The organism is Pseudomonas sp. HOU2 (genome assembly GCF_040729435.1).
In the GTDB taxonomy this organism is placed as follows: domain Bacteria; phylum Pseudomonadota; class Gammaproteobacteria; order Pseudomonadales; family Pseudomonadaceae; genus Aquipseudomonas.
Genome location: NZ_CP160398.1, coordinates 4,197,967 through 4,217,727 on the forward strand (window position 1 = coordinate 4,197,967; position 19,761 = coordinate 4,217,727).

The 19,761-nt window shown below is 59.2% G+C and carries 18 protein-coding genes and 1 other RNA gene; 6 read left to right on the forward strand and 13 right to left on the reverse strand.

Features of this window, described 5'->3' with window-relative positions; translation table 11 throughout:
- Positions 1-24 precede the first annotated feature (24 nt).
- The 10 genes from ABV589_RS18885 to ABV589_RS18930 form a co-directional block, all read right to left on the reverse strand.
- Positions 25-312 (reverse strand): hypothetical protein, encoded by a 288-nt coding sequence (locus ABV589_RS18885; RefSeq protein ID WP_122869314.1) that lies wholly within the window; start codon positions 310-312, stop codon positions 25-27.
- Positions 309-1,280 carry an integrase domain-containing protein gene (locus ABV589_RS18890; RefSeq protein WP_367083035.1) on the reverse strand — a complete coding sequence of 324 codons (972 nt, stop codon included), beginning with the start codon at positions 1,278-1,280 and terminating at the stop codon, positions 309-311. Before ABV589_RS18890 ends, ABV589_RS18885 begins: the two co-directional genes overlap by 4 nt.
- Positions 1,281-2,233: 953 nt before the next feature.
- Complete coding sequence (locus ABV589_RS18895) at positions 2,234-3,490, reverse strand: integrase domain-containing protein (protein WP_367083037.1); 1,257 nt, start codon at positions 3,488-3,490, stop codon at positions 2,234-2,236.
- Between the two features lie 186 nt (positions 3,491-3,676).
- Positions 3,677-4,066: a transfer-messenger RNA gene (gene ssrA / locus ABV589_RS18900) on the reverse strand.
- A 97-nt stretch (positions 4,067-4,163) separates the two neighbouring features.
- Entirely contained in the window at positions 4,164-4,442 is a 279-nt protein-coding gene (locus tag ABV589_RS18905; RefSeq protein ID WP_367083039.1) for a hypothetical protein, read from the reverse strand.
- A 129-nt stretch (positions 4,443-4,571) separates the two neighbouring features.
- Positions 4,572-7,382: an FAD-binding and (Fe-S)-binding domain-containing protein gene (locus tag ABV589_RS18910; RefSeq protein WP_367083041.1), complete on the reverse strand. Its 2,811-nt coding sequence runs from the start codon at positions 7,380-7,382 to the stop codon at positions 4,572-4,574.
- Complete coding sequence (locus ABV589_RS18915) at positions 7,379-8,050, reverse strand: lactate utilization protein (RefSeq protein WP_367083043.1); 672 nt, start codon at positions 8,048-8,050, stop codon at positions 7,379-7,381. The genes ABV589_RS18910 and ABV589_RS18915 overlap by 4 nt, the downstream gene beginning before the upstream one ends.
- Positions 8,050-9,504 carry a LutB/LldF family L-lactate oxidation iron-sulfur protein gene (locus ABV589_RS18920; protein ID WP_367083045.1) on the reverse strand — a complete coding sequence of 485 codons (1,455 nt, stop codon included), beginning with the start codon at positions 9,502-9,504 and terminating at the stop codon, positions 8,050-8,052. Before ABV589_RS18920 ends, ABV589_RS18915 begins: the two co-directional genes overlap by 1 nt.
- Positions 9,501-10,325 carry a (Fe-S)-binding protein gene (locus ABV589_RS18925; RefSeq protein ID WP_367083046.1) on the reverse strand — a complete coding sequence of 275 codons (825 nt, stop codon included), beginning with the start codon at positions 10,323-10,325 and terminating at the stop codon, positions 9,501-9,503. Before ABV589_RS18925 ends, ABV589_RS18920 begins: the two co-directional genes overlap by 4 nt.
- Positions 10,326-10,475: 150 nt before the next feature.
- Positions 10,476-12,170, reverse strand: coding sequence for a lactate permease LctP family transporter (locus ABV589_RS18930; RefSeq protein WP_027610771.1), 1,695 nt, complete (start codon positions 12,168-12,170; stop codon positions 10,476-10,478).
- A gap of 261 nt (positions 12,171-12,431) precedes the next feature.
- Here ABV589_RS18930 and ABV589_RS18935 point away from each other — a divergent pair, with 261 nt between their 5' ends.
- Positions 12,432-13,199: a GntR family transcriptional regulator gene (locus tag ABV589_RS18935; protein WP_367083047.1), complete on the forward strand. Its 768-nt coding sequence runs from the start codon at positions 12,432-12,434 to the stop codon at positions 13,197-13,199.
- A 102-nt stretch (positions 13,200-13,301) separates the two neighbouring features.
- Here the strand turns inward: ABV589_RS18935 and smpB are convergent, their stop codons facing one another.
- Complete coding sequence (gene smpB / locus ABV589_RS18940) at positions 13,302-13,784, reverse strand: SsrA-binding protein SmpB (protein ID WP_003221505.1); 483 nt, start codon at positions 13,782-13,784, stop codon at positions 13,302-13,304.
- A gap of 119 nt (positions 13,785-13,903) precedes the next feature.
- On the opposite strand from smpB, the gene ABV589_RS18945 reads away from it, so the two are divergent.
- The 3 genes from ABV589_RS18945 to ABV589_RS18955 are packed head-to-tail and all read left to right on the forward strand — an operon-like array spanning position 13,904 to position 16,056.
- A complete protein-coding gene (locus ABV589_RS18945) occupies positions 13,904-15,307 on the forward strand; it encodes a sodium-dependent transporter (protein WP_007961408.1) in 1,404 nt (467 codons plus the stop codon).
- A gap of 7 nt (positions 15,308-15,314) precedes the next feature.
- On the forward strand, positions 15,315-15,749 hold the full coding sequence (locus ABV589_RS18950) for a type II toxin-antitoxin system RatA family toxin (RefSeq protein WP_003221509.1): 435 nt from the start codon (positions 15,315-15,317) through the stop codon (positions 15,747-15,749).
- Complete coding sequence (locus ABV589_RS18955) at positions 15,742-16,056, forward strand: RnfH family protein (protein ID WP_367083049.1); 315 nt, start codon at positions 15,742-15,744, stop codon at positions 16,054-16,056. Before ABV589_RS18950 ends, ABV589_RS18955 begins: the two co-directional genes overlap by 8 nt.
- Before the next feature lie 61 nt (positions 16,057-16,117).
- Here the strand turns inward: ABV589_RS18955 and ABV589_RS18960 are convergent, their stop codons facing one another.
- Positions 16,118-16,645 (reverse strand): outer membrane protein assembly factor BamE, encoded by a 528-nt coding sequence (locus tag ABV589_RS18960; RefSeq protein ID WP_007961419.1) that lies wholly within the window; start codon positions 16,643-16,645, stop codon positions 16,118-16,120.
- 97 nt (positions 16,646-16,742) lie between these two features.
- Here ABV589_RS18960 and fur point away from each other — a divergent pair, with 97 nt between their 5' ends.
- Positions 16,743-17,147: a ferric iron uptake transcriptional regulator gene (fur, locus tag ABV589_RS18965; RefSeq protein ID WP_003221515.1), complete on the forward strand. Its 405-nt coding sequence runs from the start codon at positions 16,743-16,745 to the stop codon at positions 17,145-17,147.
- A gap of 74 nt (positions 17,148-17,221) precedes the next feature.
- On the opposite strand, the gene recN is transcribed toward fur, so the two are convergent.
- Positions 17,222-18,895, reverse strand: coding sequence for a DNA repair protein RecN (gene recN / locus ABV589_RS18970; RefSeq protein WP_367083051.1), 1,674 nt, complete (start codon positions 18,893-18,895; stop codon positions 17,222-17,224).
- 240 nt (positions 18,896-19,135) lie between these two features.
- On the opposite strand from recN, the gene grpE reads away from it, so the two are divergent.
- Positions 19,136-19,702 (forward strand): nucleotide exchange factor GrpE, encoded by a 567-nt coding sequence (grpE, locus tag ABV589_RS18975; RefSeq protein WP_007961425.1) that lies wholly within the window; start codon positions 19,136-19,138, stop codon positions 19,700-19,702.
- Positions 19,703-19,761 lie beyond the last annotated feature (59 nt).

Consider the following 19,761-nt stretch of genomic DNA (forward strand, 5'->3'; position numbering starts at 1 on the left):
TGTAGTCGGTCGTGACTATCAAAATCAGATCCTCTCTCTGGGGGGCAAAGTCCATGATTTTTCTAAACGACGAACGATCAGCCGCACGGTCAGCAAATAGTAATACCGCGTCGCGTCGCTGCGTCGATCTAGGCGATGTTCAAGGAACCAAGCCACATGCTTTCTCTGCCAAGCCCAAGGCGTTTTTCGCTGCCAGCGCTCTGCAATTTCAGTCTGGATGATTTTCGCCTGTCGCACATGGCGTTGCCGGGTTGCGTGCGAGCCGGTCAGCACGCCAGCCAAAAACAGCTCCATATCGAATGGCTTACTCATGACCACCCTCCAATGTACGCGGCGACCACGTCGATCCGCCCGTGCCCCAGCTCATAGCTGATTTGTCTTCGGGCCTGACGATCAAGGTTCTTGTCTACATGACCACCGTTGATAGGGGAGCGGTGTTGGGTGATTTGTTCATAGCGCTCACACGCGTACGCCGCTCGCAGCTCATGGAAGCCTTTGAGGTTGTGTGCATGCAGGATGTGCCGTGCAGGCCGGACGACTTCCTTCACAACGTTCAGGTAATTTTCATTTGGGGCAATCAGGTTGCGGCTACCGGCAGGCGACACTTGCCGTGCAAACCCAAGTGCACGTCGAACAATCTCGTCCACCGCAATCCAACGTGGCGCCGAGGCGCCGGCGCGGCCGCCTTTGGTGCCATCCTGAATGTTAATCCTGCCTTGGTCGTTAGCCTCACGGCTTAGCCGAGGCAGGTCGGCCAAGATAGCCTCACGCAAGCGCATGCCGGTGGCTCTTGCCAACAGGACGATCGCGGCGGCCCGTCTCTGGTCACGACTGCAAAGCGCATCGACGATCTGCATAACCTGCTTGCGGTCCTGACCCTGTGGCACCCACTGACGAACACCGTTGCGCTGCATACCCAGCGCCTTGCTCGGGCTGGACAATTTCACGCACTGATCACCGCGAAGCGCCGCCATGGTCCTGTTAACGCTGGATAGCCGGTTTTGTGCGGTGCTGACGGCGAGGTCACCGCGCCCAACCACTTCGCGCAGATACGCCGCGTAGTCGGCCAATACCTTCCGATCAATCTGCCGCGCATCATTGATACCGGGCCCTTGTTCGGAGCGGCACCACTTCACGAATGCCTGCCACCGATCGCAGTGCGCTTTCACGGTGCCGTAATGACCGCCGCCGAACATGTCTCTCAGCGCTTGCGGACCTGCGTAGCTCAATTGCCTGCCGTAGCCGAAATTACGACCATCGCGTTTACCCACCAGTGCCATGTCGCTTACCTCATCTTCCGCTCTCCGATCCACGCCCCACGTCATCCCGCCAAGAATGTTGAGTGTTATCAGGGATCAAGGCCCCTGCGACCTGTGGGGAGTGTCCACTACGCGGGACTGGCGGCTCCTTACGACCGGGAGCTTGGGCATCTCATGATCTGGCCTCCTGAGCACTTCCGAAGAAGTGGGCGGGTGGAGGCTGCACTGACTGACGAGACCGGCGCCGCGAGATCCTGAGTCGGGTGAAGGCAGTGATGTGATGACCGGGGCATGCCTGGCTGTCAGTCAGGTGCAGTCCATTCCTTGGGCTGCGGCACCATCATCTGCATCGCTGTTGCTGGTGACTTCGGTGTTTGTCACGCCGATCGTCACGAGGGGGAGTGCCGCAAAGCCTTGTACGAGTTGGGCTGCAGCAGCGGTAGGAGCGCCCGTCTCTTTCCAGGAGAAAGAGACGGGCGCAGGTTGGCCCAAGATTCGGCCAAGCGGATAGGTTGCTGCAGGGCAGCGAAGTAGGATGTGTCGTCTGGCGCACGAGGGCCATGATCTGAAGTAGGCATCCATCACCGGGGAGGTGACCGGGCGAGCTGCCGGACGCGAATCGCCTTTTGGGGGGAACCACCGCGGGAGCGGCGTGACCTTCAAGGTTCGGGCCACCTGGGTTGCTGTCATCGACAGCGCTTGCACGGCCAGTTCTACGCCTGTGGATAAACCCGGTCAAGGGCCGAAATTCAGCGTTACTCTGGACTTGGAGTGAGGTTATCCACCTATGGAGTTCCGTGGTAAACCCCGGACAACGTCGTGGCTTTTAGCTTTTCAAGGTGAGGTCCTTCCAAACAGGGCGGCTTTGCAGCCCTGTTTGGAAGGACCCGCGCTTAAAAGCGGATAAACGAGACTGCTGGCCTGAATCTTGAGCGCTCAGTTGCTGTCGCCGCCGTTATTGCGCCTGTACAGCGTTAGCGGATCCGCACCACGTTCTTGTCTCTGACTTGGCCGTATGCTGAGGCAAGCAGGCTACCGGTGGCGGCTTTCTGGATGTACTCACTCCACCAGGCCATCATCGGACGCCGGCGCTCAATGTAGTCAGCGCGGTTGTAGGCACTGCGCACCTCATCCTTGTCGACGTGCGCCAGTGCCACTTCGATGAGTTCCGGGTCCCACCCATGTTCATTCAAGATGGTGCTGGCCATCGAGCGCATGCCGTGGCTGACCAACCGATCCTGGAAGCCCATGCGTTTCAGCGCCATGTTGGCGGTCTGGCTATTGGCGTGGGTGCGCGGATTTCTGTCAGCCGGGAAGATGTATTCGCGATGGCCGCTGTGAGTCTTCAGTGACTCCAACAGTGCGACAGCGTGATCACTCAACGGGATACTGTGTGGACGGCGCTTCTTCATCCGCTCCGGAGGGATAGTCCAGACACGCCTTTCAAAGTCGATGTCTGCCCAGCGAGTAGTCGCCGCCTCGGCAGGGCGAGTCATCGTGTGCAACTGCCATTCGATCAGGCACCGGGTGGTGCGCTTGATGCTGGCGTTCGCGATTTCCAGCATGAGCTCGGGGAGCTCTTCGGGCGGAAGCGCAGCCATGTTCTCTTTCTTGGGCTTCTTGAATACCGCTCTGATGCCGCTGAGTGGGTTGGCGAAGATCAGGCCGGAGTTTACGCCGTAGGTCATGATCTCGTTTAGCCGCTGACTAAGACGCTTGACCGTCTCCAGGCTGCCTTTCGCTTCGATAGGGCGAAGTAATCCAATCACCATCGGCGCGGTGATTTTCACCAGTGGTGTCGTTCTCAAGTCGGGGAACACATGCAGCGTGAGCGACCGCCAGATGTCTTCGGCGTAGGCCGGGGTGACCGAGTCTTTCTTGAGCTCGAACCAGGCGGTGGCCACGTTCTCGAAGGTGTGTTCCGTTTCTGCGCGCTTGGCTTCATTCAGCGTATTGCGTTGCACCTTCGGATCAATGCCCTGTGCGAGCAGCTCGCGCGCATCGACTGCCATCTTTCGTGCATTCGCCAGTGACAGTTCGGGGTAGGTCCCGAAGCCGATGTTGATGCGCTTTTTGGTCACCGGTTCGCGGTAGTTGAAATTCCACAGCAATGAGCCGTTGCTGCGAACCCGGAGCTGCAAACCGTCACCGTCGGTGAGGACGTAATCCTTGGACGCGGGTTTGACTCCCTTGAGCTGTCGATCGGAGAGGCGGAGATTTTGAGCAGGCATGAGTTTGTCCTCAGGCACTGTTTCGGTATTCCAAAGATTAGCACCGGACGGACTGGAATACCGTCTGGAATACCCGAACGGTTGGAACTCAAAAAATCTCAGAAGACCGTAAAAGCGCTGGAAGCCCCGGATTTGCTGGGCTTCAGGCACAAAAAAAGACGTCCGTGGACGTCTTTTTTGTTGAAGTGGTGGAGCCGGGGGGATTTGAACCCCCGTCCGCCAGTGCTCCGCTGTCGGTACTACATGCGTAGCCGTGTCTATTAAGTTAACCCTCAGCGACCCGACGGGCAGGGTGCTTTGGGCGAGTTGTGTAAGTTTTAGCCGCTTCGTCCACAACGTACTGCACGGCGATTCTGTTCTATATGACAATCATTTCGGGTTTACAGACATCCCCTGATGATTGCTGGGCCCGAAGGCACCAGGAGTGCATGTCAGCTGCAATTAAGCAGCGAGAGCAGCACCGTATTGGTCGTCATTGGCAACTATAAGAAGTTGCAACAGTGGATTTACGACTTCTGTTACCAAGTCGGCATGCACCTAAAGTTTCGTCACCGGCGTCGAATCCTAATCGGCCCCGAACTCGTTACCTCGTACATCATGTGAGGCAACAAGCCTGCGCAGTGTACGCCAAACGGCCGGCAAGGCCAACCCGAAGGTTGGCCGAGGCCTTGAATCAGTTGTTGGTGCCGGTGGATTTACGCAGTTCAACGATGGTTTGCGAGGTTTCCGCAATGCAGTCGTCGATTTTACCTTGGGCCTTAAGCGCTTTGGCTTTGGCAACACTGGTTTCAGCGCGCTGAGTCAGTTCTGGATTCGTAGACAGCTGCCCTTTGGCATTGTCGATGGCCTGGATATTGGCATCGCACAGGTCGGCAGGCTTGTCGGCGGCGAACGAGGTGGAGGCCATCATCGAGGCAGTAACGAACAGACCTAACAGTACAGAACGTTTCATGTGTATCTCCTTGAACTGAGGGATCCAGACTGCGCTGGCCGTCAGGACGGGCAACCGAGTGGAAGAAAAGCCCCGATTTTCGGGGTCTGTTCTGTGGACTACGGCCGCACGCAAGGGTTCTATTTTTCTTCAGCAGGCCTTGGCCCGGGTCACCCGATCCACCAGATAGACCAGCCCGTGATAGTCGATACCGCCGTGTTGCGTCAGGCCGATCTCACAGGTGCGGCTGGTGGAAATCCCTTCGCTGCAATGTTGCACCGCGTCCTTGAGGGTGCGCAGCGAATGGCTGTTCAACTCCGGGGTGGTGAAGCCCTTGTCGCCGGCAAACCCGCAGCAATGAATGCCTTCCGGAATCACCACGTTTTTGCTGCATTTGCGCGCCAGATCGATCAGCGCCTGACTCTCGCCCAGATGCTGGGTGCTGCAGGTCACATGAACCGCAATCGGTGCCTCTTGCGGGGTGAACTCCAGTCGATCGAGAAGATGCGTACGAATGAAGCGCACCGGGTCATACAGATCCAGGCGAACATTTCCCACTTCCTGCACCAGGCGCAAGGTACAGGGGCTGGTGTCGCAATAGATCGGATCGAGCCCGCCACGACTGGCATGAAGGAGAGCGCTGATCAGTTCCTGACGCTTGTGTTCGGCCTGTTCGGCATAGCCTTTGGAGGCGAAAGGCTGACCGCAGCAGAGGTTGTCCTGATTGTCCGGGAACACCACTTGGTAGCCGGCCTTTTCCAACAGGCCACGGGTTTTGTCGTACAGCGACATTTGCTCTTTGTCGCCGGCTGCCGGGCCCATCACCCGCGAAACGCAGGCAGCCAGATACACCACCCGCGGGCGCTCATCGGAGACGCTTGGGCTGAAACGAATGGCTTTTTCCGGCTGCGGCATCGCGTTGGTCCACAGTGGCACCTGGCCCTTGGACAAACGCGTCAGGGTTGCCGAAAGCTTGGCCAGACGCGGTGCGCCGAGCAGCATCCGTGCGCCGTTGGCCACGTGCAGGGTGAAGCGTGCGCCTTGCAGGGTCTTGGCGAAATTTCCTTCGATCCAGTCAGCGGTTTTCTGATGCGTGGCGTTGCGGGCGCGGAGCTTTTTCACCAGCTCGCCGGTATTGATGCCTACGGGGCAACGCTGCGCGCACAAGCCTGTCGCGGCGCAGGTTTCGATGCCCTGGTACTCGTAGGCTTTTTCCAGCTCGGTGGTGTCAACGCCGGCGCGTTTTTTCGCCTGAATGTCACGCCAGATCACGATGCGCTGACGCGGGCTGAGGGTCAGGCCTTTCGACGGGCAGACCGGTTCGCAGAAGCCGCATTCGATGCATTTGTCGACGATCTCATCAGCTGCCGGCAGCGGCTTGAGGTGCTTGAGATGGATCTGCGGGTCTTCGCTGAGAACCACGTCCGGGTTGAGGATACCGTTGGGGTCGAGCAGACGTTTGAGCTGCCACATCAACTGGTAGGCGTCGCTGCCCCATTCCAGCTCAACGAACGGCGCCATGTTGCGCCCGGTGCCGTGTTCAGCCTTGAGCGAACCGCCGAACTCCACCGCCACCAGTTGCGCCACGTCGTCCATGAACGCCTGATAGCGTGCGACTTCTTCCGGACTGTTGAAGCCTTGGGTGAAGACGAAGTGCAGATTGCCTTCCAGTGCGTGTCCGAAAAGGATCGCTTCGTCGTAGGCATGTTTGTCGAACAGCGCGATCAGGCGATTGACGCCGATAGCCAGTTGTTCGACGGGGAAGGTCACGTCTTCGATGATTACCGTGGTGCCGGTTTTGCGCACGGCGCCGACGGCGGGGAAGGTGTCCTTGCGGATGGCCCAGAGCTTGGCGTTCTCGGCCGGGTCTTCCGTGAAGTCGACCTGTTTTTCCACCGGGAAACGGGTCAGCGACGCCATGATCTGCGCCAGTTGTTCCTGCAGCAAAGTGGAAGAGGCGGCGCGGGATTCGATCAGCAGCGCGCAGGCATTATTCGACAGATGCTGTACGAAATCCGGCATGCCGGGTTTGTCCTGCACCGAGCGCAGGCTGCGCCGATCGAGCAACTCTACGGCAGACACCGGTTGGCTTTTTAGCACCGTGACCGCGTTGCAGCAGGTTTCCACATCGGGGAAGACGATCAGCGCCGAGGCCTTGTTCGGGTGGTCGATCACCGTGTCGTAGGTCACCGCGCTGATGAAGCCGAGCGTGCCTTCGGAGCCGACCAGTAGGTGGCTCAAGATATCCACAGGCTCGTCGAAATCCACCAGGGCGTTGAGAGACAGGCCGGTGGTATTTTTCAGACGGTATTTGTGGCGGATTCTCGCAGCCAGTTCGGCATTGGCGCGGGTCTCGCGGCCCAATGTCGCCAGGCGCTCCAGCAGATCGCTGTGGCTTACGCGAAAAGCGGCTACGCTGGCGGCGTCTTCGGTGTCGAGACGGGTGCCGTCGGCGAGTACCAGGCGGATCCCGGCAAGTGTGTGGTAGGTGTTTTGCGCGGTGCCGCAGCACATGCCGCTGGCGTTGTTGGCGACGATGCCGCCGATCTTGCAGGCGTTGATCGACGCCGGGTCCGGGCCGATCTTGCGCCCGAACGGTGCCAGCCACGCGTTGGCCTGCGCGCCGATCACGCCCGGTTGCAGGCGAATCTGCATGCCCTGGCCGCGAATCTCGCGAGCGTTCCAGTTATCCCCCAGCACAATCAGCACCGAATCACTGATCGCCTGCCCGGACAAACTGGTACCGGCGGCGCGGAAGGTCACCGGGACTTGATCGCGCTGGGCCAGTTTCAGCAGCGCCACCACTTCGTCTTCGGATTCGACGCGGATCACCAGTTTGGGAATCAGCCGATAAAAACTGGCGTCGGTGCCGAAGGCCAAGGTCGACAGTGGATCGTCGAAACGGCGTTCCGCTGGTATCAGTAGCTGCGCATCGCGCAGGAAATTCACCGGAAGCGTCATTGGTCCTCCAGGATCAGTACTACCAAATCTTTCGGGCCGTGGGCGCCGTAAGCCAGCACTTGTTCGATGTCGGCGGTTTTCGACGGGCCGGACACCAGCAGTGCGTTGGTCGGCATGCCTTGGGCCCACTCGAATTCCTGTTGCACCTGATAGAAGTTGTCGCGGATTTCGCTGGCCTTGAGCAGGGCGAAATGCACCGGCGGCACCAGGCTCATCAGTCGCGGCTCTTCACGGGTGGGCCAGAGGATCAGGCTGCCGGTGGCGGCGATGGCACCGAGGGTGCTAGTGAGGCTGGCCGGGGTGTCGTTGAACAGCTCGGCTTTCCACTCTTCCATCGGCCGGTTGTAGGACTTCAGCGTCGGCAGATCAGGATTGTTCGCCCAGTGTTGTGTGATGCGCTGCCCGTGGGGTGTAGTCGGTGCGATCAGCAGGCTCGGCAGCTGCCGATCACCCAGCAATTGCGCGAGCAGCGCCGGCCAGTCTACGCCGGTAGTCAGATGGATCTCGGTGTGCACCGCTTCCATCAGTTTGCGCAGTTGCGGAATGCGTTGCTCGGCGCTGTAGGTGTAAGGCTGGGTCACCAGATCGACATCGAAGTCGTCAGCAATCGGTGTGGCGCCGGTCAGACTTTTCCGCAGTTTGGCGAGGATATTTTGCTTGGCGCTCATCAGCGATCTCCCTGTTTGGCCAGATGCTCGCGGGCCATGTCGTGCAGTGAGCGGGCGGCGGGTTTTGGTGCGCTGTGGTTTTGCGTCCACGGGCCGACATTGCTCGGGGTCAGGGCGCGCAGGCGCGTGGCGAAGAACCCGAACAGCCGATACAGCGTCGGCGAGCTGTTGAGTTTCGCCCAGGCGTTCCAGATGAAGCGTTCCTTGCGCGAATACTTGCTGCCCTGGCCGCGCATCACTTGATGCGGACTGTCCGGGGCTTTGACGTTTTCTTCGCGCAATCGCCGCAGCAGGGCAGGGATCGGAATTTTCACCGGGCACACTTCACCGCAGGCGCCGCACAGCGACGAAGCGCTCGGGTGATCCGGGACTTTCGCCAGGCCGACCATGTGCGGAGTGATGATTTTGCCGATCGGTCCCGGGTACACCTCGCCATAGGTGTGACCACCGACGCGGGTGTAAACCGGGCAATGATTCATGCAGGCACCGCAGCGGATGCAGTTGAGGGTCTGGCGCATTTCGCTGTCGGCAAAGGCCTGGCTGCGACCGTTATCGAGCAGCACCAGATGCACTTCCTGCGGGCCGTCGAGTTCATGTTCCTTGCGCGGGCCGGAGATCATGTTGACGTAAGTAGTGATCGGAATGCCCAGCGCCGAGCGGGTCAGCAGCGAGAGCAGCGGCACCACGTCGCGCAGGTTTTCCACAACCTTTTCGATACCGGTGACGGCGATGTGCACCGGCGGCACGGTGGTGGTCATGCGTCCGTTGCCTTCGTTTTCCACCAGCAGCAGGGTGCCGGTTTCGGCGACGGCGAAGTTGACGCCGGAAACGCCGATGTCCGCTTCGAAGAATTTCTGCCGCAGGACTCTGCGACCGATCTGAATGAGTTGGTCAACGTCCTTGGTGTACTCCACGCCAAGTTTGTCGTGGAACAAGGACGCGACCTGACCGGCATTCTTGTGGATTGCCGGCATTATGATGTGTGAAGGCTTCTCGTGGTCGAGCTGGACGATGTATTCCCCCATGTCGGACTCTAGGCATTCAACACCTTGAGCCTCGAGGAAATGGTTCATCTCCATCTCTTCGCTGACCATCGATTTGCCCTTGATCACTTGCCGCGCCTCGTGAGCGCGGATGATCGACAAGACGATGCCATTGGCCTCGTCCACCGTTTCCGCCCAGTGCACTGTCACACCGTTGCGGGTCAGGTTCTGTTCCAGTTGCTCGAGCAGGTCGGGCAACTTGGAGAGCGCACGCGCCCTGATCGAGTTGCCCAGGGCGCGCAAGTGTTCTCTTTCGTGGGCATCGCTGAAAGCCGCTGCCCGCTTGGTCATCAGTGAATCCATCGCAGTGCGGAAGTTGTTCCGTAGCTGCTGATCACCCAGGGCGTTGTGCGCCCGGGTACGGAAATCTTCTTCTACGGCAACCGTAGGAATAATCGTCGAGGTGCTCATTGCGCACCTCCGGTTCGTTGCCACAGAAAGCTGGCGAGATGTTGCCCGCGCAGCGCTTCCTTTTGTTTCTCCAATGCGCCGTTGATGTTCATCAAACAGCCACAATCGGCGCTCAAGACTTTATGTGCGCCGGATTCCTTCAGCGCGCGGGTCTTGTCAGCCACCATCGCGCCGGAAATGTCTGGCATACGGACGCTGAATGTCCCTCCGAAGCCACAGCATTCACTTTCGTGGTCGTGGTTGACCCGTTCCACGTTGCTCAACTGCGCCAACAACTCGCGGCCGTGCAAGTGGGTGTTCATCTCGCGGCGCGCCGAACACGAGGTGTGCAGCGCGACTTTGACCGGCTCGCCGCTGTCCTTGAGCTGCACCTTGCAGACGAACAGCAGGAACTCGGCCAGCTCATAGGTGCGGGCCGCGAGGGCCTGCACCTGTTTCAACGTTTGCGGCTCGTCCTTGAACAAGTCGGCGTAATGTTCACGCAGCATGCCCGCGCAGGAACCCGACGGCACCACCACCGGATAATCCCCGGCAAACAGCGCCAGTTGCGAGCGCGCGACCGTCCGCGCCTGCTCGGTGTAACCCGAGGTATAGGCCGGTTGCCCGCAGCAGCTCTGCCCTTGCGGGTACTCGACCTTTATCCCTTCATGCTCCAGCAAGTGGATCGCGTCCATCCCGGCTTCGGGATAGAACAGGTCGACCACGCAGGTACCGAACAGATAGACCCGCGACGGTTTCTCGCTGGGGTATTGCCGAGGTTCGGGCAGTGGCGGTGCGACGCGAGTGGCGTTGGGCACGGCGTTGTAAAAAAGCTCGCTCATCAGGCGTGTCTCCGGGTGGGCCCGGTTATCCGTCTGTGGCGGCTGCTGAATATAAAGAGCCTTGCTTTCAGCAGCCTTACAGACCGGGGCGTGAATTGCTGACGCCGGAATCACGAACCGGCGTCGGTTATTTCCGTTTTGTTTATAGGTTTAGTGCACCAGCATGCCGGTGAACCAGTAGGCCTGGGCCAGAGTGATCAGGCCGACAATCGTGGCAAAGAATAGGCTGTGCTTGAGGGTGAAGCGGAACAGATCCGATTCCTTGCCCACCAACCCGGTCGCAGCGCAGGCCACGGCAATCGATTGTGGCGAAATCATTTTGCCGGTCACGCCGCCGCTGGTGTTGGCTGCCACCAGCAAGGTGTCGTTGACGCCGATCTGGTGTGCGGTAGTCGCCTGCAGCGAACTGAACAGCGCGTTGGACGAGGTATCCGAGCCAGTGAGGAACACGCCCAGCCAGCCGAGGAACGGCGAGAAGAACGGGAAGGCTGCGCCGGTCGCGGCCAAGACCAGGGCCATGGTCGAAGACATGCCCGAGTAATTGGTGACGAAGGCGAACGCCAACACCATGCCGATCGACAGAATCGGCCAGCGCAGTTCGTAGAAGGTCTCTTTCAAAGTGGTCAGACCAGTTTTGAAGTTAATCTTCAGCACCAGCATCGAGATCAGCGCCGAAAAGAAAATCGCCGTGCCTGTCGCCGAAATAGGGTCGAGTTTGAATACGGCCGGGATGGCAGTCGGGGTGGCGACGATCGGGGCAGTCTTGATCACCAGTTGATCAAGGTGCGGGATGGCAAAGTTGAATACCCAGGCGTACATCGATCCGCCGGCGGCGAACATGGCTTTGAAGGGTTTGAGGGTCCAGATGGTTACCAGCACGGTGAGGATCAGGAATGGCGACCAGGCAATGAAAATTTCCCAGAGGCTGTAAGGCGACGCCACGGTGCTGCGCTTCTGGCCGAAACCGCCTGCGCTGGCGGTTACCACCGAGGCCGAAACGGCGCCGGCGATGTGTTGGCCGGCGGCGCGTTTTGGCTGCCAGACTTTGAGGAACAGGGTCAGGGAAATCAGGCTGGCCAGGGCCGAGGTGATGTCCGGCAGCTCCGGGCCGATGAAGTTCGAGGTGAAGTATTGGGTCACGGCGAAGCTCAGGCCTGCAACCAGTGCTGCCGGCCAGGTCTCACGCACGCCACGCAGGCCGTCCATCATGAACACCAGCCAGAACGGCACGAACAGCGAGAGCAGTGGCAGTTGGCGACCGGTCATGGCGCCGATCTTGAACGCGTCGATGCCAGTCACCTGGCCGGCCACGATGATCGGAATCCCCAGCGCGCCGAACGCCACCGGCGCGGTGTTGGCAATCAGGCACAGGCCGGCGGCGTACAGCGGGTTGAAGCCGAGGCCGACCAGCAGCGCAGCGGTGATCGCCACGGGCGCGCCGAAACCTGCGGCACCTTCCAGAAACGCCCCGAAGCAGAAACCGATCAGCAACACCTGCAGACGCTGGTCGTCGGTGATCGACAGTACCGAACTGCGAATGACCTCGAATTGACCACTCTTGACCGTCAGTTTGTAGAGGAACACCGCCGCGACAATGATCCAGGCAATCGGCCACAGACCATAGGCAAAACCGTATCCGGCGGCGGCGAAGGCCATGTCCACCGGCATGTGGAAGGCGAAAATCGCCACGGCAATCGACAGCGCGAGCGTGATGCTGCCGGCCACATGCCCCTTGAGGCGGAACACCGCCAGCGCGAGAAAGAAGAAAACGATGGGAATGACGGCCGCAAGCGCGGAGACGCCGAGACTGCCGAGCGGGGTATAGAGCTGTTGCCAGGTTTGCATATGGGGTGGCCCCTAATTGTTGTTGGTCAGGCACTGTCAGCGTTCTTGGTTAATTGGTAATACCAATTTACAATCGCTGTTGGCTAGGGTAAAAGCCTTGATGACGATGTGTCAATTTGTCGCCCTGAAACTTTTGTCGAACAAGCGGTGCAGAGCGCATCTGATCCGGTCGGTCGAATGTGCGCTGACAGGTGTCGGCGGGGCGCCGATAGGCCAGAATAGAGAGCCCGGCGCGCGGTCGGGATCGTGGAGAAATGAGTTATGGGGTTTGATCAGATTCGTCAGCGCCGTTTGTCTGACGATATTGTCGAGCGACTCGAGGGGATGATCCTCGAGGGCACGCTGAAGTCCGGCGAACGGCTTCCGGCCGAGCGCGCCTTGGCCGAGCAGTTCGGCGTATCGCGTCCGTCGTTGCGTGAAGCGATTCAGAAACTGGCGGCCAAAGGTTTGCTGGTCAGTCGCCAGGGCGGCGGTAACTATGTGGTGGAAACGCTCGGCTCGACCTTCAGCGATCCCTTGCTATTGCTGCTGGAGAGCAATCCCGAGGCGCAGCGTGATTTGCTGGAGTTTCGGCATACTCTGGAGGCATCGTGTGCCTATTACGCAGCATTGCGCGCCACGGACGTGGATCGCGAGCGACTCACTGTGGCGTTCAACGAGCTGCAGGATTGCTATACGCGGCATGACGAAGTGAGCCGGGCGGAAGAGGGCGCGGCGGATGCGAAGTTTCATCTGGCAATCGCCGAAGCCAGTCATAACGCGGTGCTGCTGCACACCATTCGCGGTCTGTTCGATCTGCTCAAGCGCAACGTTGTGACCAACATTGGCGGCATGTACAAGCAGCGCACGGAAACCCGCGACATGCTGATCTCTCAGCACCGGGAATTGTATCTGGCGATTATCGAGGGGCGGGCGGAGCAGGCGCGCGAGGTTTCCAGTCGACACATTCTGTATGTGCAGGAAGTGCTGGAAGAGGTGCGGCAGGAGGTTCAGCGCATGGCTCGGGCGGAGCGGCGCAAGGGGATGTAGCTTTTAGAAGCAAAAAGATCGCAGCCTTCGGCAGCTCCTACACAGGAATGTGTTTTTCCCTGTAGGAGCTGCCGCAGGCTGCGATCTTTTAAAGCAGGAAAATTACTCTTCCTTGCCCTTGTTGCGCACGGCGCGCTGCAGCTCTCGACCGGCGTCGCGTTCGCGCTCGGTGTCACGCTTGTCGTATTCCTTCTTGCCCTTGCCCAGAGCAATCTCGCACTTGACCATGTGCTTGCTCCAGTAGAAGGACAGGCACACGCAGGCGTAGCCTTTCTGTTGCACGGCAGCGGCGAGTTTTTCCAGCTCGCGCTTGTTGAGCAGCAGTTTGCGGGTGCGGGTCGGGTCGGCGATGACGTGGGTGCTGGCGGTCATCAACGGTGTGATGTGACTGCCGAGGAGCCAGGCTTCGCCATCCTTGAGCAGCACGTAACTGTCGACCAGTTGCAGCTTGCTTGCCCGCAGACTTTTTACTTCCCAGCCGGCCAGGACCAGACCAGCCTCGAAACGATGTTCGATGAAGTAATCGTGTCGCGCCTTTTTGTTCTGCGCGATGGTCCCTGTTGGGTGTTTCTTCTGTTTAGCCATAGGGGCGGCATTATATGGAGATAAACGGTCCTCGGCTACGGTGATGCTGCGTGCTTGAGCACGTTGAGTGAATCCCGGACAATGCGGCCTCTTTTTCTAACGCTTGGGCGTGATATTCAATGTCGACAGACAAGGTTTCTGTCCACGGCAGTTGGGCTAGCCGCTGGGTTTTCATATTCGCCGCGACCGGTTCGGCCGTGGGACTGGGCAGTATCTGGAAATTCCCCTACATGGTCGGGGTCTACGGTGGCGGCGCCTTCGTGCTGATGTTTCTGGCCTGTATCGCCCTGATCGGAATCCCGGTCATGCTGGCCGAAACCCTGATCGGCCGCCGCGCACGGCAGAGTCCGGCGAACGCCCTGAAGGTGCTGGCACTGGAAGCCGGGCATTCGGGCAAGTGGTCGTGGGGCGCATTTGCCGGGATGATCACGGCGCTGCTGATCCTGTCTTTCTATAGTGTGGTTGGCGGCTGGTCGCTGGATTACATCATCGACATGGGGCGCGGCGACTTTCAGGGCGCTACAGCGGAGCAGGTCGGCGCTTATTTTGGCAATGTGATCTCCGATCCCTGGCGCCTGACACTTTGGCACACAGTTTTCATGTTGTTGTCGGCCGTAGTGATCGCCAAAGGCGTGGTTGCCGGGCTTGAGCGCAGTTTGCGTATCATGATGCCGCTGCTGTTCGTGATGGTACTGGTGTTGCTGGGTTACAGCATGACCACCGGGCATTTCATGGAGGGCGTGCATTTCATGTTCGATTTCCACCCGGAAAAAGTCCTCGACGGCTTGCTGCCCGCCATGGGCCATGCGTTCTTTTCCCTGAGCGTGGGCGTCGGCTCGATCATGATCTACGGCGCTTACATGACCAAGGAAGCCTCGTTGTCCGGCACTGTGGTCGGTGTGGCACTGCTCGACACCTTCGTGTCGCTGGTGGCCGGTCTGGCATTGTTTCCGATTGTGTTTGCTGGCGGTTTGAACCCTAGCGAAGGCCCGGGCCTGATGTTCGTCAGTCTGCCATTTGCCTTCGGTAACGTGGTTTTCGGCCAGTTGATGGGCGTGGTGTTCTTTGTCCTGGTGGCAATTGCCGCCTGGAGCTCGGCGATTTCCCTGCTCGAACCAATGGTTGCCTATCTGGTTGAACGCACGAAAATCAGCCGTGGCTGGGTGACTTTCTGGCTGGCATTCATCTGCTGGTTCGTTGGTCTGGGTACGGTTTTCTCCTTCAATATCTGGAAGGAAGCCAAATTTTTCGTGAACGATGGCGGCCTGTTCCACCTCTACCAATGGGGGGCGGCGGGCGGTCTGGACTTCTTCGGCGTGATCGATTTCTTCACCTCGCGGATCATGTTGCCGCTCGGTGGCCTGTGCTTCGTGCTGTTTGCCGGTTGGGTGATGGGGCGCGAGGCGGTGCGTGACGAGTTGTCGATTCGTAACCCGGCACTGTTTGCCCTGTCCTTGTTTTTGATGCGCTACGTGGCGCCTATCGGCATTCTTGTAGTGTTTGCCGCTCAGCTCTGGAAGTAACGCTTACATGACGACACATATTCAACGTTCGGCGTTGCTGCCATACCCGGCGCAATTCCTCTACGACCTGGTCAACGACGTAGCGCGTTACCCGGAATTCCTGCCGTGGTGCTCGTCCGCCGAGGTACTGGAGAGCTCGCCCGAGCACATGCGCGCCAGCGTTGGCGTGGCCAAGGGCGGCCTCAGTCAGCACTTCGTCACGCGCAATACGCTGGTGCCGGGGCAATCGATCGAGATGAACCTGGAAGAAGGTCCGTTCAATCAGTTGCATGGTGTCTGGGTGTTCAAGGCATTGAACGAGAAGGCCTGCAAGATCAGTCTCGACCTGTCGTTCGACTACGCCGGCCCGCTGGTGCGCGCGACACTCGGTCCGCTGTTCAATCAGGCGGCGAATACGTTGGTGGATGCGTTCTGCCAGCGTGCCAAGCAGATGCATGGTTGAGCCGGTGATCGAGATTGAGGTGGTGTATGCCGCCGTGGATCGTCAGGTTCTGCGCACTTTGCGCGTCCCTCAGGGGACGACAGTGCGTGAGGCGGTGCTCAAGTCAGGTATCAGCGATGAATTTCCTGAGCTGGATCTGAGTGATTGTCCGCTGGGGATTTTCGGCAAGGTGGTGGCTGATCCACAGGCCTGCTTGATTCAGACAGGGGATCGCATCGAGATTTACCGGCCGTTACTGGCGGATCCGAAGGAGGTTCGGCGCTTGCGGGCGGCCAAGGCTGCCGAAGCCAAGGCACGAAATCAGTAGGCTGAGCAAATCGCAGGCAATAAAAAACCCGGAAATCCCGGGTTTTTTATTGCCTCGCACATTACTGCGGCGAGGTGTCCAGCGGCTCAGGCGTCGGAACCGGAACGGTTTCAACACCGTCCACGTCCTTCTGGATCGAATCCAGCAAGGAGCCTGGTTTGGCTGGTTCTTCCGGCTTCGGCTTCTCGGCGTTTTCAGCAGGGGCGGTCACGCTGGTGCCACTGTCCTTGCCGAGAATGGCTTCGTCACGGCTTACGCCCGGCATGAAGTCACCGGACAGGCTGACAAGCTGGTCGTTGGAGTTGAAGTTAACACTCACGCGCTCCTGCTGGCGTTCACCGCCACCAGGTTGCAGGCTGTACAGATAATCCCAGCGATCGGCATGGAACGTGTCGGTCAGCAGAGGGTTACCCATGATAAACCGTACTTGCCGACGGGTCATTCCCGGGCGTAACTGGTCTATCATGTCCTGCGTGACGACATTGCCCTGCTGGATGTCGATTTTGTAAACCCCGGGGAATGAACAACCGGCGAGTGCGAGCAGTCCCACAAAGGTGAAACTGGTTAGCAAGAGCTTGGTGTTTTGCATCGGTGGGCGACTTCCACTATCTTGGCTGGGACAACGTAAACGCCGATCATACCCGCATTAAGAGAAGCTGCGAAGCAGCATCGCGAGAAAGCTGACCATGGTTGAAAATAGCGAACTACGCAAAGCCGGCCTCAAAGTGACCCTGCCACGGGTCAAGATCCTGCAAATGCTCGACTCTACCGAGCAGCGTCACATGAGTGCCGAAGACGTCTACAAGGCGTTGATGGAAGCGGGCGAGGACGTCGGTCTGGCCACGGTTTACCGTGTTCTGACCCAGTTCGAAGCCGCTGGCCTCGTGGTCCGTCACAACTTCGACGGTGGCCACGCGGTATTCGAACTGGCCGACGGTGGCCACCACGACCACATGGTCAACGTGGAAACCGGTGAAGTCGTCGAATTCGTCAGTCCGGAAATCGAAAAGCTCCAGAAGGCAATTGCCGAGGAGCACGGTGTTGATCTGGTAGATCACAATCTGGTGCTGTACGTACGCAAGAAAAAGTAAGCATGTCGCGCGAATTCAGGTTCGCGAAACGAACGAAGGCGACCCAAGGGTCGCCTTCGTGCTTTCTGCTGCTCTTAAACTTTTGCGGTGACCACCATTTTTTTCGCGTGAGCCAAAGATTCTTTGGTCAGGTCGATGCCACCCAGCATCCGCGCTACTTCCTCTATACGGTCGTTCTTGCTCAGCTTGGACACGGCGGTGTGAGTCGCCTGATCACCACGCACCTTGTGCACGAACAAATGCTGATGACCCTGCGCCGCCACTTGCGGCAAGTGCGTCACGGTCAGCACCTGCCCGCGATCGCCAAGACGCCGCAACAACTGGCCGACGATTTCGGCGGTCGGTCCGCCGATGCCCACGTCTACTTCGTCGAATACCAGGGTCGGCACCCGTGAGGTCTGCGCGGTGATCACCTGAATAGCCAGGCTGATCCGCGACAGCTCGCCACCGGAGGCCACTTTGGCCAACGCTTTCAATGGTTGACCGGGGTTGGCGCTGACCAGCAATTCGACTTGTTCCAGGCCATTGGGCAGCAATTCGTCGCTGCTGTTGGCGCGCAATTCGATGGTGAAGCGCCCGCCCGGCATGCCCAGGCGCTGGATTTCCTGTTCCACGGCGCTGGCAAGGCTGCCGGCGGCCTGATGACGCAAGTCGCTCAGCTCGCGGGCCTTCTCTTGATAATGGCGCGCGTAGGAAGCCAGTTCTTCACCCAGGCGCTCGATGGATTCGTCATTGGCGTTGAGGGTTTCGATTTCATCGAGCAACTTCTGCTGCATCTCGGCGACTTCGGTTGGCTGGATCCGGTGTTTGCGGGCCAGGGTGTAAATCGCGTCGAGGCGTTCTTCCAGATATTGCAGGCGCGCCGGGTCGGCATCGAAGTTGTCGAGGAAGCGGTTGAGTTCGCCCACGGCTTCTTCGACCTGGATCTGCGCGCTGGTCAGCAGGCTGCTGGCTTCGCCCAGTGCGCCAACCGAGTTGTTCACGCTCGACAGGCGATTGAGGCTGGCGGTCAGTGCGTTCAGTACGTTGCCGGAATCGCTTTCGCTGCACTGCTCGACCACCTGTCGGCAAATGCCGAGCAGGGTTTCGGCGTTGGTCAGGTTTTTGTGTTCCTGCTCCAGCTGTTCCAGCTCGTTTTCGCCGAGGCCGAGGTTTTCCAGTTCTTCGAGCTGGTAGCTGAGCAGTTGGTGACGCGCGCGTTGTTCGTCGCCGGAGTTGGAGAGGCGCTCCAGTTCCTGGCGGGTCTGGCGCCAGCGCTGCGCGGCCAGTTGCACCTGACGGGCCAGATCGGTAGCGCCGGCGTATTCGTCGAGCAGGCGGCGATGGGTATCGGTTTTCAGCAGGGACTGGTGTTCGTGCTGACTGTGGATATCGATCAGCAGTTCGCCGAGAGCCTTGAGATCGCCGAGCGGGCAGGGCGTGCCATTGATATAGCCGCGCGAACGGCCTTCGGCGGTGATCACCCGACGCAGAATGCACGGGCCGTCATTTTCGAGATCGCGCTCGGCCAGCCAGGCATGGGCTTCAGGGATGTCGACCAGATCGAAGGTGGCGAGAATGTCGGCCTTGTCGGCGCCCGGGCGGACCACACCGCTGTCGGCGCGATCGCCGAGGGTCAGGCCCAGCGCGTCGAGCATGATCGACTTGCCGGCGCCGGTTTCCCCTGTGATCACGCTCATCCCGCGATCGAGTTCGAGATCGAGATGTTCAACGATGGCGTAGTTGTGTACGGACAGGTGCACCAGCATAAAGGCCGCTCCCAGGCTTTAGGTCTGGTTATTTATACAGTGTTTTGTTTCGGCCTGACAATGGCTTCGCTTAGCTCGATTTGCTTGATCCGATCAAATGCTTAGTCCGAGCGGGAATGACAATGCAGCACTTTTTTGTAGGGTTAATCATTGCAGGCCCTTGAAGCCTGATTTTGCGGCCCCATATATCGGGGCAGAAGCGCGAGTACAGCTCGCGGACGTAATTGAAAGGAGAATTCTATGGCTGACGAACAGACAGTAGATACGCAAAATCCAGAAGCCAATCAGGCGCCCGAGACTTCGGGTGACGACCTGGCGACCCGTGTACAAGTGCTCGAAGAGCAGTTGGCCGCCGCGCAGGATCAGTCGCTGCGCGTAGCTGCCGATCTGCAGAACGTCCGCCGCCGTGCCGAGCAGGATGTCGAGAAGGCGCACAAGTTTGCGCTGGAAAAATTCGCCGGTGACCTGCTGCCGATCGTTGATAGCCTGGAGCGCGGCCTCGAACTGTCCAGCCCGGACGACGAAAGCATCCGTCCGATGCGCGAAGGCATCGAGCTGACCCTGAAAATGTTCCACGACACCCTCAAGCGCTATCAGCTTGAAGCGATCGATCCGCATGGCGAACCGTTCAACGCCGTTCACCATCAGGCGATGGCCATGCAGGAAAGCGCTGACGTCGAACCGAACAGCGTTCTGAAGGTGTTCCAGAAGGGCTATCAGCTCAACGGTCGCCTGTTGCGTCCGGCCATGGTTGTGGTCAGCAAGGCGCCGGCGCCAATTTCGCCTTCGATTGACGAGAAGGCTTGAAATTAGCCGCAAGGCCCCCATTTAGAAGTCAAGCGTTTAAGTATTACCGCAGTTAGCCA